The 14,178-nt window shown below is 74.3% G+C and carries 14 protein-coding genes; 4 read left to right on the forward strand and 10 right to left on the reverse strand.

What is annotated here, in order from left to right; translation table 11 throughout:
* Positions 1-55 precede the first annotated feature (55 nt).
* Genes OG937_27465 through OG937_27480 form a run of 4 tightly spaced genes read right to left on the reverse strand, consistent with a single transcriptional unit; the run spans position 56 to position 4,985 of the window.
* Positions 56-1,381 carry an AAA family ATPase gene (locus tag OG937_27465; protein WUD75162.1) on the reverse strand — a complete coding sequence of 442 codons (1,326 nt, stop codon included), beginning with the start codon at positions 1,379-1,381 and terminating at the stop codon, positions 56-58.
* Positions 1,378-2,937 (reverse strand): hypothetical protein, encoded by a 1,560-nt coding sequence (locus OG937_27470; protein WUD75163.1) that lies wholly within the window; start codon positions 2,935-2,937, stop codon positions 1,378-1,380. The genes OG937_27465 and OG937_27470 overlap by 4 nt, the downstream gene beginning before the upstream one ends.
* Positions 2,928-4,052, reverse strand: coding sequence for a hypothetical protein (locus OG937_27475; GenBank protein ID WUD75164.1), 1,125 nt, complete (start codon positions 4,050-4,052; stop codon positions 2,928-2,930). Before OG937_27475 ends, OG937_27470 begins: the two co-directional genes overlap by 10 nt.
* Before the next feature lie 48 nt (positions 4,053-4,100).
* Positions 4,101-4,985: a phosphatase PAP2 family protein gene (locus OG937_27480; protein WUD75165.1), complete on the reverse strand. Its 885-nt coding sequence runs from the start codon at positions 4,983-4,985 to the stop codon at positions 4,101-4,103.
* Between the two features lie 260 nt (positions 4,986-5,245).
* Between OG937_27480 and OG937_27485 the strand changes: the two genes are divergently transcribed.
* Positions 5,246-5,929, forward strand: coding sequence for a TetR/AcrR family transcriptional regulator (locus OG937_27485; GenBank protein ID WUD75166.1), 684 nt, complete (start codon positions 5,246-5,248; stop codon positions 5,927-5,929).
* Between the two features lie 95 nt (positions 5,930-6,024).
* Here OG937_27485 and OG937_27490 read toward each other — a convergent pair whose 3' ends face one another.
* Complete coding sequence (locus OG937_27490; GenBank protein ID WUD75167.1) at positions 6,025-7,521, reverse strand: cellulose binding domain-containing protein; 1,497 nt, start codon at positions 7,519-7,521, stop codon at positions 6,025-6,027.
* A 325-nt stretch (positions 7,522-7,846) separates the two neighbouring features.
* Here OG937_27490 and OG937_27495 point away from each other — a divergent pair, with 325 nt between their 5' ends.
* Entirely contained in the window at positions 7,847-8,086 is a 240-nt protein-coding gene (locus OG937_27495; protein WUD75168.1) for a hypothetical protein, read from the forward strand.
* Between the two features lie 70 nt (positions 8,087-8,156).
* Here the strand turns inward: OG937_27495 and OG937_27500 are convergent, their stop codons facing one another.
* Both OG937_27500 and OG937_27505 read right to left on the reverse strand, forming a co-directional pair.
* Entirely contained in the window at positions 8,157-9,545 is a 1,389-nt protein-coding gene (locus OG937_27500) for a HAMP domain-containing histidine kinase (GenBank protein WUD75169.1), read from the reverse strand.
* A complete protein-coding gene (locus OG937_27505) occupies positions 9,542-10,219 on the reverse strand; it encodes a response regulator transcription factor (GenBank protein WUD75170.1) in 678 nt (225 codons plus the stop codon). Before OG937_27505 ends, OG937_27500 begins: the two co-directional genes overlap by 4 nt.
* Before the next feature lie 108 nt (positions 10,220-10,327).
* Between OG937_27505 and OG937_27510 the strand changes: the two genes are divergently transcribed.
* A complete protein-coding gene (locus OG937_27510) occupies positions 10,328-10,882 on the forward strand; it encodes a hypothetical protein (protein WUD75171.1) in 555 nt (184 codons plus the stop codon).
* On the opposite strand, the gene OG937_27515 is transcribed toward OG937_27510, so the two are convergent.
* The gene (locus OG937_27515; protein ID WUD75172.1) at positions 10,879-11,742 is read right to left on the reverse strand and encodes a fused MFS/spermidine synthase; all 864 of its coding nucleotides are present in this window, start codon (positions 11,740-11,742) and stop codon (positions 10,879-10,881) included. The two genes, OG937_27510 and OG937_27515, sit on opposite strands and share 4 nt — an antisense overlap.
* 33 nt (positions 11,743-11,775) lie before the next feature.
* Positions 11,776-12,165 carry a hypothetical protein gene (locus OG937_27520; GenBank protein WUD75173.1) on the reverse strand — a complete coding sequence of 130 codons (390 nt, stop codon included), beginning with the start codon at positions 12,163-12,165 and terminating at the stop codon, positions 11,776-11,778.
* A 186-nt stretch (positions 12,166-12,351) separates the two neighbouring features.
* Between OG937_27520 and OG937_27525 the strand changes: the two genes are divergently transcribed.
* Positions 12,352-13,674, forward strand: coding sequence for a tetratricopeptide repeat protein (locus OG937_27525; protein ID WUD75174.1), 1,323 nt, complete (start codon positions 12,352-12,354; stop codon positions 13,672-13,674).
* Between the two features lie 31 nt (positions 13,675-13,705).
* On the opposite strand, the gene OG937_27530 is transcribed toward OG937_27525, so the two are convergent.
* Positions 13,706-14,173: an SUKH-3 domain-containing protein gene (locus tag OG937_27530; protein WUD75175.1), complete on the reverse strand. Its 468-nt coding sequence runs from the start codon at positions 14,171-14,173 to the stop codon at positions 13,706-13,708.
* Positions 14,174-14,178 lie beyond the last annotated feature (5 nt).

Genomic DNA, 14,178 nt, shown 5'->3' on the forward strand with positions numbered 1-14,178 from the left:
GCGCCTTCCATTGTCCCGCCCCGCGCAAGAGTGCCCCGGGCGGACGGCCGGCGCGCTACGGCCGCCAGGCCACGCGGTGCTCGGACAGGTGGGCCAGCACGGCGTGGTTGGCCTCCCAGCCGTCCGGGAACTTCACGGTCACCCCGAGCTGGACCGGCTCCGTCGAGGGGTGCTCGTCCAGCAGCTCCGAGACCCCGGCGCGGCACACTACGATGCACGCGTGCCGGTGGCGCGAGGCCAGCACGCACAGCCGCCCCGTCTCCAGGTGGAACGCGGTGGCGTCGGGACGCCCGGACAACGGGTGGAGCACCACGGTGACGTCGAACTCGCGGCCCTGCAGCCGGTTGGCGGTGTCCACGGTGACCCCGGTCACGCCCAGGTCCGCCAGCGCCGCGCGGACCGCCGCCGCCTGGTCGCGGTGGGCGGTGCCCACGGCGATCCGGTCCGGGCCCACCGGGGCGGTGCCCCGCTCGGAGACCGCCATGCCGCCGCGGTCCAGCAGCCGCCGGACGACCAGCGCGACCGCGCGCACCGCCTCGGGGTCGGTCCGCGGGGTGCGCCGCGCGGGCAGCTCCAGCAGGCCCCAGCCGGACGCCGCGGCCTCGTCCACCACCCGGTCCGGGCCCGAGCCGTCACCGGGCACGCCGAAGGAGAGCCGCCGGTCACCGTGGTCGGTGCCGCTGCGGAACGGGGTGTACGGGTAGAAGGCGTCGGAGACCAGCGGCGCGGCGGAGGCCGGCAGCCGCCAGGAGACCGGCAGCCGGTGCTGCGGCAGCCCCGGGTTGTGGGCCAGCAGGGTGACCACCGCGCTCGCCGACGGGTCGTAGCTCAGCCCCGCCCACTGCTCGGCGCCGACCACGCTGAACGGATCCAGCTGACCCGGGTCGCCGACGAACAGCGCCCGCTCGAACAACCCCGCCACCTGCAGCAGGGCGTCCGAACGCATCTGGTAGGCCTCGTCGACGATGGCGTGCCGCCAGGGCTCCGTGTCCTTCACGAAGGCCCACTTCGCGGCGGTCGCGATCACCACCTTGGCCCCGGCGAGGTCGGCCGCCTTGCTCGACTTGAGGACGGCCTCGTGGCGGTCCAGCACCGGGTCCGGGGGCGAGTCGCTGCCGTGCAGCCGGCCGATCGGCAGTCCGGGTTCGGCGGTGGCCAGCCGATCCACCAGGTCGTCCACCTGGGCGTTCGTCTGGGCGACCACCATCAGGGTCTCGCCCGCCGCGACCAGCTCACGGGCGGCGCGCACGACCAGCGTGGACTTGCCCGCGCCGGGCGGCGAGTCCACCACGACGCCGCGGTGCGTCCCGTGCAGGGTGTCGTGCAGGATCCGCTCGGTCGCGGTGCCGGCCGCCCGGGCGGCGTCGCTCACCGGGCTCACAGATAGTCCTCCGTGGTCGCGGGGTCAGGGCTCTCGGCGACGGCGGCCGCGGTCGTGCCCGCGGCCCGGCCGGCGGTCACGCTCGCGGCCGCGGTGCCCGGGGGCCCGCCGTGCGTCCACGGGGTGTCCTCGGGCTCCGGCAGCCCGGCACCGCCACGCGGCGCGTGCTCGAACAACGTCCAGCACACCTCGTCCCCTTCCTCCGGCACCGTGCCGGGCTCGGGGACCTTGCCGCGGCCCATGCCGTTCACCACCCGCAGGAGTACCGCACCGGGTCCGGCCCACTCCACGAACTGCGCCTGCTGCGTACGGCCGTCCGGCAGCGCGCGGTAAAGCTTCGCGTCCTCGTCCAGATGCGGGCGGTCCTGTGTGAGAACCGTCACCAGCGGGCGCGGCTTGGGCACCTTGCCCTCGCTCATCGCCATCTCCACCCGGTCCACCCGGCCCGCGAAGGCCTCCCCGGCCAGTCGCCGCCCGGCCATCACCAGCGGGTCGTCCAGCGCTTCCTGGGCCTCCAGCCGCACCTGGGCGGTCTCCCGGCCGGCGAGCTTCTGCGCCGCCGACACGGCGTCGTCACGGCGGGGCTGCGGCGGCTCCCCGGCGCGCACGCGGTCCCGGTGGGAGGTGTACGACCAGCGGTCCCGTTTCCAGCGGTCCGCGACGCGGGCGCCCTCGGGCAGCTCGCGCAGCAGGTCCAGTGACCGCCACACCGCGTCCCAGGTGGGGCGCATCTGGCCGGCCAGCAGGCGGGCGATGTCCTCGCCGGCCCCGGTGATCCCGGCGTCGTAGCGGGCGGTGGCCGGGGCGAGCACGGTGTTGTCGAAGACCGGGTCCGTCGCGGGGCCGGCCGGCGGGAACGTCAGCAGGCCGTCCGGGCCGCGGTGGGACTCGGCGCGGCGGGCCGCCTCCATGCCCGTCATGCCGTCGGTGGGTTCGATCCAGGCCAGCAGGGCGCCCAGGTGCTGGTCCTCGAGGTTGCTCTGGCCGGTCGCCCAGTGCCGGGTGAGCAGTTCGGTCGCGGACAGCAGCAGCGCGGAGCCGGGGGTGCGGGCGCGTTCCCCGTAGTGGGTGAGCCAGCGGCCGAGCAGCGGCACCCGGGCCGGGACCGGGTGCGGCTCGTCGGGGTCGTCCTCGGCGGTGCGGCGGAAGCGGGTGGAACGCCCGAGCAGGCGCACGTACTCCACCGCGGGGGTGTTCGCGACCACGATCTGGGGTGCGTCGGCGCAGACCTCCGACTCTTCCCGGTTGCGGGTCGCCGGCTCGGTCTCCGTGTCGTCCGCGTAGGACTCCAGGTAGGGCAGCACGACCTGCGCCAGCTCGGCCAGGAAGGCGAAGCGCAGGTCGCGGTCGCGCGGCTGCGGCACCGCCAGCAGCCGGGGCTCGTCCCGGTCCGTGCCGACCAGGGCGCCCAGCGGGGCGCCGACCTCGCCCGCGGTGGTCAGCGGGACGAGGACCAGCGGCCGGTCCGACAGATGGCGGTGGCGCACCGTCGCGAGCGGGGTCGCCCGGCCGGTCGAAAGGGCCTCCGCCCGGGCCAGCACCGAGATCAGCGACATCCCAGCGCCTCCGCCCGCAGGGCCTGCGCCCGCCGCAGCGCGGCAACCGCGGGATCCGCCGGATCGCCCTCGGTGCCCAGCGCGGCCGCCAGCACCTGCTCCACTTCGGTCAGGCCGCCCAGTTCACCGCGCACGCCGCGGCCGAGGACCTCCACCGCGCCGCAGGCCCGGGCCTGGTCGCGGCAGTGGAAGGACAGCTCGCAACTGGCCAGGCACTCGGGCGCGTACGCCGCGGGCAGCCGGTCCACCGCATCGGAGAGCTCCGCGGCGGGGCGGGTCGCCGTCCGTCCGTCGTCGGTGAGCCGCAGGTCGAAGGTCGTGCCCTCGGGGAGGGCGGCGGCGATCTCCTCGATCCGGGTCAGCCGGGCCAGCTGCCGCCGGGTGACCGCCAGTTGCTTGCGCACGTCGACGAACTCGGCGGCGGGCAGGTTGGAGAAGTCCTTGGGGCACACCAGCAGCACCCGGTGCTCCGGCGTGCCGAACCCCAGCCGCTCCAGCGCCAGGACGTACACCGCGGCCTGGCGGGCCGCAGCGCCGACCTTCACGGCGTCCGCGGAACCGTCCAGGATCGGGAAGGACTTGACCTCCACCACCGTCCACGAGCCGTCCGGCCGCACGGCGATGGCGTCCGGTTCGAGGTAGACCGGGGCGTCGGCGACCTCGAGCACGAGCAGGGGGTGGTCGAGCAGCGTCCACCGGCCCGCCGCGGTCGCCTCCTTGAGCGCGAGGCGGGTACGGGCCACCCGGCCCTCGGGGCCCGGGGCGGACAGATCGGGCAGCACGGCGTCCGCGGTCTCGGGCGCGCCCAGCAGGCGCAGCAGCTCGGCGCACCCCGCGGCCTTCACCCGGGCCTCGAAGGCATGGCCCCGTACGAACGCGAACTGCGACTGCCCGAAGGGCGCGGGGTTGCCCAGGACGCGCGCCACCGCCGCCTTGTCCACCCCGGCGGCGTCCAGCAGCGCCCGGCGGCGGCACCCGGGGTTCGCGGCGAGCGCCGCCAGGGCGCGCGCGTCCATCGGGCGCGGCACGGTCGTCGGACCGCGCAACGCGGCCAGCCGCTCTCGCAGATCGTGCGTAGTGCTCACCCGGGCAAGTCTCGCACCCCCCACCGACAACGCGGGCCACAATGCGGAGGCCGCGGGTCCGCGGCCTCCGCCGGAGCGTCAGCGTCGCGGTTCGACCGCGGTTCCGGGCAGGAACCCCACGTCCGCCGGGGCGACGTCGCGGGAGGTCGCGACGACGGTGGAGGAGGCGGGCCGCGGCGTCGCGAACCGGGTGCGCGCCCCGTCGCGTATGAGGTCCACCACACGCAGCGCGGGCCGCGCGAGCAGGAAGCCGATCCCCATCACGGCGATCCCGGCGAGGGCGTCCAGCAGGTAGTGGTTGGCGGTGCCCATGACCACGAGGGTGGTGCCGAGGGGGTAGAGGACGCCCAGCGCGCGGACGAAGGGCGTGCGTCCGTGGCGCCAGAGCATGATGCCGCACCACAGGGACCAGCCGACGTGCAGGCTCGGCATGGCCGCGTACTGGTTGGTCATCCCGCCCAGCCCGCGCGGCGCGCTCGCCTCCGCGCCCCACCAGCCGTACGAACCGTACTGCGCCATGGTGTCGACGAAGCCGTGGCCGGCGGCCAGCAGCCGCGGCGGCGCGGTGGGCATGAGCGTGAAGCCGATCAGCCCGACGAGGGTGGACATCAGCAGCCATGTGCGCGCGAAGCGGTAGACGGTCGGCCGCCGGCGCCACAGCCAGACCAGCACCAGCGGGGTGACCAGGTAGTGGAGCGAGGCGTACCAGAAGTCGGCGGGAACACCGAGCGACCGGTAGCGGCTGAAGAGGGAGTTGAGCGAGCGCTCGGGGTCGATGCTGAGCGCGCGTTCCAGGTGGAGTATGGCGATGCCGTGGTCGACTGCCCGGCCCACGTCGCCGCGTACGAGGAGACGGCCCGCGGTGTAGAGGCCGTAGACCACCGCGATCAGCGGCAGCTCGGTCCACCAGCGGAGCCCGCCCCGGTAGGCGGACGCCCGTGGGGCGGTGGTGCTCATCGTCATCCGGCCGTTCTCCCCCCATCTCTCCCTGTGAGAGTCGCTTCGATCTACCGTACGGCGTACGCTAGGCAACCCGGGCAGCGCCCCCGACTATTCCCTTCACCACCGATTCGTCCTGGATTCACGGAGCTGTGCTCGGGAAGACGTGCGAAAAGACGCCCCGCTTCCTCCCCGGGTTGCCCGGGAACGCGGGAGAATCAAGGAAACCGCTCAACCTTCCGACCGCTCGCGCACGATTCCCCCCGACCGGACACGCATCCCTCATGACTGTCACCCCGCCGGCCCGCTCCCCACGGCGCCGCGTCCCCCGCAACACCCTCAACCCGGACCGCATCCTCGACGCCGCGGTCGGGCTCCTCGACCGCCACGGGCCCGAGGCCTTCACCATGCGCGCGCTCGCCCAGGAGCTCGGCGTCGCGACCATGGCCGTCTACTCCCACTTCAAGGGCAAGGACGAGATCATCGACGCGGTCAACGAACGGCTGCTCGCCGAGATCGAGATGCCCCCCGGCTCCGGCGTGCCGCGCGAGCAGCTTATTGAACTCTGTGTCGGTGTGTACCGGCTTTTCAGTGAGCACCCCTCCGCGCTCCAACTGCTGACGAGCCGCCCGCTCCGCGGCGACGAGGCCATCGCCGTCATCGACCGGATGCTCTGCCTGCTGATCACGGCGGGACTGGACCCGCCCGCCGCCGCGCGCGCCCAGGTGGCGCTGATGCAGTACACGGTCGGCGCCGCGCTGTGGGTGGTGCGGCGCAAACGCGCGGAGTGCGAGGAGGCCGAGGCCGGGCTGCGCGAGAGGATCCGCAGCCGGCTCGCCGACCTGCCGCCGGACAGCTATCCCTCGCTCGTGGGGCTGGCCCCCGAACTCGTCGCGGCCCAGCAGTCCGGCCGCGCGCAGTACGAGGCCGGGCTGTCCGCGCTGCTGGACGGTCTGCTCCGCTCCTGAGCGCGGCGCACACGGGAGCGCCCCGGCCGGGGCGGGGGTGCTGAACTGCCGGCCGGGGCGCCCGTGTGGGGGGAGGGGGGTGGTCGCGTGCGGCCTCAGCCGCCGTAGGCCGCGAGGGCCTTGGAGAAGGCGCCCGCCTCCTGGAGGATCGAACTGCACGTCGCGTCGGCGACGTTCTTGGCACCCCCGGGGCACTGCTTGTCCCGCGTGCCCGACCACATCGACAGCCAGCCCAGGCCCTTGGACCGGGCGAAGGTCACCAGCTGCGTCGCGTCGTCGACCCTGAAGACCTCCGTGGTGACGTCGTTCACGCCGATCATCGGGGTGACCGCGACGGTCCTCCAGGCCGCGGCGTCCGACAGCCCCAGCATGCCCTTGAGCTGTCCCTGGGTGGCGGTGGCGGCGTCGATCGCGTAGCCGCCCATGTCGCCGCTGAAGGAGGCGCCGTAGTCCATCGCCATGATGTTGACCGCGGTGATCCGCACACCGCGGGACCTGGCGTCCGCCAGGAGGCCGACACCGTCCTGGGTGAGGCCGGTCGGCATCACCGGCAGGGTGTAGGAGACCTCCAGGCCGCTGTGGCTCGCCTGGAGCTGTGAGATGGCCTGCGCCCGGCGGGTGTTGGCGGCCGTGTTGGCGATGGCGCCGCCCTCGACGTCGAAGTCCACCTTGGTGAGCTTGTAGGTGTCGACGACCTTGGCGTACGCCGCGGTCAGCGCGGAGACCGAGGAGCAGGTCGTCGCCAGCTCCGAGCCGGACGCGCCGCCGAAGGAGACCCGGACGTCACCGCCTGCCCTGCGCAGGTCGCCGATCTGGGCCGCGACGCCGTCGTTCGCCAGGTCGCTGACCCCGCCCCACTTGGGCGTGCAGCCGCCGCCGTCGGTGACGAAGGCCAGGTTGTACTGCTTGACGCCGGTCGCCCGGGAGTGGGCGAGCAGGTCGAAGGCCGGGTAGAGCGAGGTGTCGACGTACGGCGCGAAGCCGGCAAAGGACGGCGAGCCGGTGCCCGAGGTCGGGCTCGCGGTCGCGGTCGGGGTTGCGGTGGCCGTGGGCGAGGAGGTCTTCGTGGGGGTGGCGGTCGGCGTCCTGGTGGGGGTGACGGTCGCCGTCGGGCTCGCGCCGGCGGTGGGGCGCCCGCTGGGGGAGGCGGTCACACCGTCGTCGACGGAGCACTTCACGTCGTTGATCCGGCAGTTGACCGGGTCGCCCGCCTTCGCGGCGGACTTCGTCACGAAGCCGACCTCGGCCGTCTTCCCCGCGGCGATGTCCTTGTTCCAGCTCGCGGGGCGCACGGTCACGTGCTGCCCGGACACCGTGTAGGTGGCGTTCCAGAGCGAGCTGATGCTCGTGCCCGCGGGCAGGTCGAACTTCAGCGTCCAGTCGGACAGCGTCGCGTTCGAGGAATTGGCGATCTCGTACCGGCCCGTGTACCCGGTGCTCCAGTCGCTGGTCTTGCTGTACGCGGCACCGACGGTGGCGGCCTGGGCCGAGCCCGCGAGCGCGAAGGCCCCGGCCGCGACGACCGCGCCCGCGGTCACGCCCCCGAGGAGGGCGACCTTGCGGGTGGGACGACGACGATGTGAGTTCCTCATGAGGCCGCACGCTAGCGATGCCGATTCGGACAAATGCCCAGAGTCGTGCGGGCGTTCGGCTTCTTATGGCGCGCTTAAGGGAGCCATCGGGGCCGGTTAAAGGTTCAGACCTCTGCGGGCGGCGCGGTGCTGCTCGCGGCCGGTCCCCGGCGCCCGGGGCCGGCGGCCTCTGTCAAGCCCCGAAATCCAGGGGCATGACGCGGGGCGCCGGGCCGGGGTTAATGGAGACATGGGTTGACGCAGAGCCGGAAATCCGAAGTGAAATTCCGGACAGGACCGTTCCCGTATTTCCCTCCCCGCAATTCCTCACGCAAGGAGAATCCCGATGACTCGCACACGACGTCTGGTAGTCCTCACCGCTTCCGCCGCCCTGGCCGCGGGAGGTGCCCTGATCCCCACCACGGCGTTCGCCGCCCCGGCGTCGGCCCAGGCCGGCTCCGTGGTGACGCAGACCTCCCAGCAGCGGGCCGGCGCCGTCAGCGGCTACGTCAGCGACGACTACTGCTATTCCGGGGAGGACGCATACTATTACTATTACGAGGCCTGCGACATTTACTGGGGTTGACCCGGACCGGCCCTCGCGAAATACGACTCGAATGCCGGCCGGGTGGTGAGAGCCGCCCGGCCTCGATCGTTCAGAGCCCCGTGGTCGCGGCGGTCCGCTTCAGCCGCCTGCGGCGCACCACGCGGTGGTTCCGCTTCCCGCCCGCGGCGAGCGGCCGCAGCGCGATCCACACCCGGATCTCCGCGCCTCCCAGCACCGAGGAGCCGAGCCGGACGTCGCCCCCGGTGGATTCCGCGAGGCGCCGTACGATGTCCAGCCCGAGGCCCGTGGAACCGTCGCCGCCCGCGCCCTGACCGCGCCGCAGCGCGGCCGCCGGGTCCTTGATGCCCGGGCCCGCGTCGGAGACCAGCACGATCACCGCCTCCTGGCTGCTGTGCACGTCCACCGCGAAGGCCGTGCCCTCGGGGGTGTGCCGGAAGACGTTGCCGAGCATGGCGTCCAGCGACGCCACCAGATCGGCCCGCGCCACCGGTACCCGCACCGGGCGTTCGACGCCCGCGGTGCTCACCTCGCGGCCCTGGTCCTCGGCGAGCGCCGACCAGAAGGCCATCCGCTCCCGGATCACCTCGGCCGCGTCGCAGCCCACCGCGACCGGCTGGCTCTGCGCCTGCTGGGCCCGTGCGGTGCGGATGATCTGGTCCACCTCGCGCTCCAGCTGGGCCACCGCCTGCCGGGTCTGCTCCCCGGCGAGGCCGTCGCCGAGCGAGGCCGCGTTGAGCCGCAGCACGGTCAGCGGGGTCCGCAGCCGGTGCGACAGGTCGGCGGCCAGCTCCCGCTCGTTGGCGAGCAGTTGCACCACCTGGTCCGCCATCGCGTTGAACGCGACGGCGGCGGAGCGCAGTTCGGCCGGGCCGTCCTCCGGGACGCGTACGGTCAGGTCCCCGCGCCCCAGGCCGTGCGCGGCCTCCGCGAGGCGCTCGGCCGGTCGCACCATGCGCGTGCCGAGCCGGTCCGCCACGGCCACCGCGCCGACGATCAGGCCCACGCCGACCAGCGCCAGCACCGCCCAGGCGGCGGTGACCCCGCGGCTGACCTCGCCGTCCGGCACGAACACCTCGACCACCGCCACCGAGCCCGAACCGACCGCGGTCGGCTGGAGCAGGGCGTAGCCCCCGGCCACCGGGACGGTGGAGGCCCGGCCCAGTTCCGACGCCCGGTCCAGGTCGCCGTCCGGCGCGTGCGGGTCGCCGATCTCCACCCCCGCCGTGCCCTCCGTCGCCGGCACCCGCACCGCGATCCGGCCGTCGGCGCCCGCCTGCGTCGAGGCCACCGCCCGCTCCAGCTGGGTGCGGTCGGTGGTGATCGCCAGCGCCGGCCCTATGGCCGCGGCCTGCCGCTCCGCGTTGCCGATCGCCCGGTCCCGGGCCATCTCCTTGACGGTGAGCGCCAGCGGCACCGCGAAGGCGACGACGACCATGGCCGTCACCGCGACGCAGACCTTGACCAGCGCCCACCTCACCGCGGTGGCTCCAGCTTCACTCCCACCCCGCGCAGCGTGTGCAGGTAGCGCGGCCGGGCCGCGGTCTCCCCCAGCTTGCGCCGCAGCCACGACAGATGGACGTCGATGGTCTGGTCGTCGCCGTACGACTGCTGCCACACCTCCGACAGCAGCTCGCGCCGTGCCACCACCACGCCCGGCCGGGCCGCCAGGAAGGACAGCAGGTCGAACTCACGGCGGGTCAGGTCCAGCAGCGCCCCGTCCAGGACGGCCTGGCGGCGCAGGACGTCGATCTGCAGCCCGCCCACCCGCAGTACGCGGTCCGCCTCCGCCGACCGCGAGCGGCGCAGCACCGCCGCCATGCGCGCCGACAGGTGCTCGACCGAGAACGGCTTGATGAGGTAGTCGTCGGCGCCCGCGTTGAGCAGCCGCACGATCTCCGACTCGTCGTCCCGCGCCGTCGCGATGATCACCGGCACGTCCGTGATGCCGCGCAGCATCTTCAGCGCCTCGGCCCCGTCCAGGTCCGGCAGGCCGAGGTCCAGGATCACCACGTCGAAGCCGACCTGCGCGACCTCCCGGAGCGCCTCCAGGGCCGTGCCCACGCTCCGTACGGCGTGCGCGGCCTCGGTGAGGTGCCGGATGAGGGCGGAGCGCACGAACTGGTCGTCCTCGACCACGAGCACACTTGCCATGGCCCGCAACTTAGCCCATGAGGGGGATGCCGGGTGGGCGCGAGCACGTCAGAACCTGAAGCGCAACCCCCGGCTCCGTTTGGCGGGTGCGTCCGGCACTATGGGCGGATGCGAAAAGGACTGGCGCACGCCGGAGCGTGGACGCTCGCCACGAGCGCCGCCGTCGCACTGTCGTGGTTCGGCGTCCACCACGTGCTGGCGGGAACGGCCTACGACCCGCCGCGGGCCCTGCCGATCTCCGAGCCGGTCTCCGACAAGGTCCCCGCCCCCACGCAGTCCCCGGACGGCGGAGCCACCCACCGCGCGGCCGGGCCCACGGCCACCGGTCCGGCCCGGAGCGCCCCCGCCACGCCGCGCACCCCCTCCACCGCGCCGGCCAGGCCGCCCGGTTCGGCCACCCCCGCCACGACCTCCTCCGCCGACACCGGCAACGTGCACGGCTACACGGTCGAGGGCGGACGGGTCGTGCTCGACCTGGGCGAGGCTTCCGCGACCCTGGTCTCGGCGACGCCCGACTCCGGCTGGGAGATGAAGGTCTGGAAGCAACCGGAGTGGATCCGCGTCGACTTCGTCTCGGCCACCACGACCTCGTCGCTCTTCTGCACCTGGAACGGGCATCCGCCCACCGTCGACACCTACAAGGCGCAGAACACGGGCGGCTAGCGGAACACCGACTCCGGCGGAGCGGGCGAGGCCGCCGCCGTGGCGTCGGTGACCGGCGCCGCGCCGCCCGCGAAGGCGTCCAGCTCCCCGCCGTGCTCGACCCGCCCCGGATGCGGGTCCGAGGCCACCCGCCGGGTGAACTCCGCCACGGGCAGTTCGCCGTCCGCGGCCACCAGGATGACGTTGCCGAAGCGCCGCCCCCGCAGGACGGCGGGATCCGCCGCCAGGCACGCGTGCGGGAAGCAGGCCCGCACCGTCGCGATCTGCGCCCGCAGGAACTCCAGCCGTCCGCCGTCCGCCACATTGGCGGCGTAGAGCCCGCCAGGCGTCAGCGCGCTCCGCACCTGCGCGAGGAACTCCGTACTGGTCAGGTGGGCGGGTGTACGGGCCCCGCCGAAGACGTCCGTGATGACCAGGTCCGCCCAGCCCTCCGGGACCTTCGCCAGGCCCTCGCGGGCGTCGCCGCCGCGCACCTTGATGCGCCAGGTGCGGTCCCAGGGCAGCTCCCGCCGCACCAGCTCGACCAGCGCGGTGTCCAGCTCCACCACCTGCTGCGTCGATCGCGGCCGGGTCGCCGCGGTGTAGCGGGCCAGGGTCAGCGCGCCGCCGCCCAGGTGCAGCACGCGCAGCGGGCGGCCGGGCGGCGCGGCGAGGTCGACGACGTGGCCGAGCCTGCGCTGGTAGGAGAAGTCCAGGTACTCCGGGTCGCCGAGGTCGACGTGCGACTGCGGCGCCCCGTCGATCAGCAGCGACCAGCCCCGCGGTCGGTCCCGGTCCGGCACGAGCTCGGCGAGACCCCCGCCGACCTGCTCGCGTATGCCGTCCGGTGCCTTCGTCGTCCTCGTCCTGCGCGGTGCCATGCACCCCAGTATGGGCGGCGGGCGACGCGGAGCTCAGAGCCGGTCGGCCAGCTCGATCATCCGGGCGGCCTCGCCCAGCGCGTCACGCAGCACCGCCGGGTCCGTCACGGCGCTGTCGTCGTGCGGGGGCACCAGCCAGCCGGTGCCCGCCACCGGCGGCTCCCGCAGCTCGCCGGGGACGGTGAAGCCGCCGCCCTCGGTCTGCGTGCAGGCGCTGCCCGGCATGTCCCAGCCGTCGGCCGTGCCCGGCGGCACCAGGAAGCCGAGGCTGTGACCCGAGCTGTCGTGCAGCACGGGCCCGAGACCGGTCCGCATGCGCAGGATGTCCACGGCCTCCAGTCCCTGCCGGGTCGGGACGGTGACCAGATCCCATGGTTCGTCCAACAAGGCGAATCCTCCTTGGGGTCGGACGGTGGGTTGCACGGTGTCCAACGCGCGCGGACGTCAACGGCTACGCCCGCTTGACGCCGACAGGGGTGGCGTTTCATGGCGAATGGAGGGTGAGATATCCCTTTTGTAGCCAAACCCACGGTACTCGGGCCCTCACAGCGAGTACGGTCGTCGCGCCGCCAACCGGCACCGCACCGACCGTCCAACGGGAGCCCGGCGATGCACTCGTCACCTTCCACCCCCAACACAGCCTTCCGGCGCCTGCGCGGAGACCGGTCCCCCGGTGAGTTCGCCGCCGCCGTGCGCCGCGCGGGGCGGGACATCGGCGAACAGGTCAGCTGCGACGCCCGCTACATCGGCCGCGTGGAGTCCGGGGAGATCCGCTGCCCCAACTACGCCTACGAGCGGGTCTTCCGGCACATGTTCCCCGGCCGCGACCTCGCCGACATGGGCTTCGAGCCGCGTGAGCTGGTCCGCGGCCGGCGCGGCACGGCGGTCCCGGCCCCCCGGCCGGCCCCGTACGAGACCGAAACCGACGAGGAGAGCGACGTGCTGCGTCGCGCGTTCATGACCGGCGGCCCGGCCGCCATCGCCACGACCCTGATGCTGGGGCCCGCCGCCGCGGCGGAGCCGGTGCACAAGGTCGGCAGACCGCAGGCCCGGGCCGTCCGCGCGGCCGTCCGCGAGATCCGCCTGCACGACGACCGGCACGGCGCCGGCGCGCTCTACCGCCAGGCCGGCCACTCCCTCGGGGCCGCCTACCGCCTCCTCGACGAGGGCACCTACAGCCAGGCCGTCGCCGAGGACCTGATGGGCGGCGCCGGCGAACTCGCCATCTCCGTGGGCTGGCTGGCCCACGACTCCGGGCGCCTCGCCGACGCCCGCTCCTTCTACGGCGAGGCCCTCGCCACCGCCCGCATGGCCGGCGACCGCGCCCTGGAGGCGCACGCCTTCTGCAACGCCTCCTTCCTCGCCCGTGACGCCGGGCGCCCCCGCGAGGCCGTCCGCGCCGCCCAGGCCGCCCAGCAGGCCGCCCGCCACCTCGGCTCGCCCCGCCTGCTCTCGCTGCTCGCACTCCGCGAGGCGGGCGGCTGGGCCGGCCTCGGCGACCGCCCCGGCTGCGAACGCGCCCTCGCCCGCGCCCAGACCCTGTTCGGCCGCGGCCCCCGCGCCGCGGACCCGGAGTGGATGACCTTCTACGGCGAGGCCGAACTCGCCGGGCTGGAGGCCCAGTCCTGGTCCGCCCTCGGCGACCACCACCGCGCCGTCGAGCACGCGCGGCGCGCGGTCGGCCTGCAGGCGCCGCACTTCACGCGCAACGCCGCGCTGTACACCGCGGAGCTCGCCGACAACCTCGCCTCCGCCCGCCACGTCGACGAGGCCACGGACGCCGGCATCCGCGTCCTGGACCTCCTGGGCCGCGTCCAGTCCCCGCGCGTGCGGGGCATGCTCTCCTCCACCGCCCAGACCCTCCAGCCGTACTCCCGGCGCAAGGACGTCGCCGAATTCCTGCGCAGGCAGGCGCAGTCGCGGCCGGCGTGAGCCGGCGCGCTGCGCTGTGCCGGGGGCCGCGTCAGACGTAGAAGTCCTCCGCGTCCGGCAGAGCGCTCCCGGAAAGGCGGCGGGCGAAGGCCTCGTAGGCGTCGTGGCCCAGGAAGTACGGCCCGGTGGGGTGCTGGTAGAACACCCGGCCCAGGTCGTCGACCAGCACGATCCCGCCTTCCGAGGTCTCGTACCCGACGGGGAACACCGGCCGGCGCAGGTTGCCGCCGAGCTCGGCGAAATCCTCGGCGTCGCCCTCGTAACCGACGTCCGGGCGGACGACGAGAGCGATCTCGGGTGCCGCCCGGTACGGAAGGCGCAACAGCCCGTAGGAGCCCAGGAATCCCAGGGCGGCGGCGAACGTGGTGAGCGGGAACCCCTGGCGTTCGGCCTCGTGCAGCCGGAAGGCGAGATGCTCGCCGATCCGGTCCCGCACGTCCCGCCCGGGGTACCAGCCGTGCTCCCGCAGCCACGGCCGGACCGTCGCCTCGTGCGTCAAACCGC

The organism is Streptomyces sp. NBC_00510 (assembly GCA_036013505.1).
GTDB lineage: Bacteria > Actinomycetota > Actinomycetes > Streptomycetales > Streptomycetaceae > Actinacidiphila.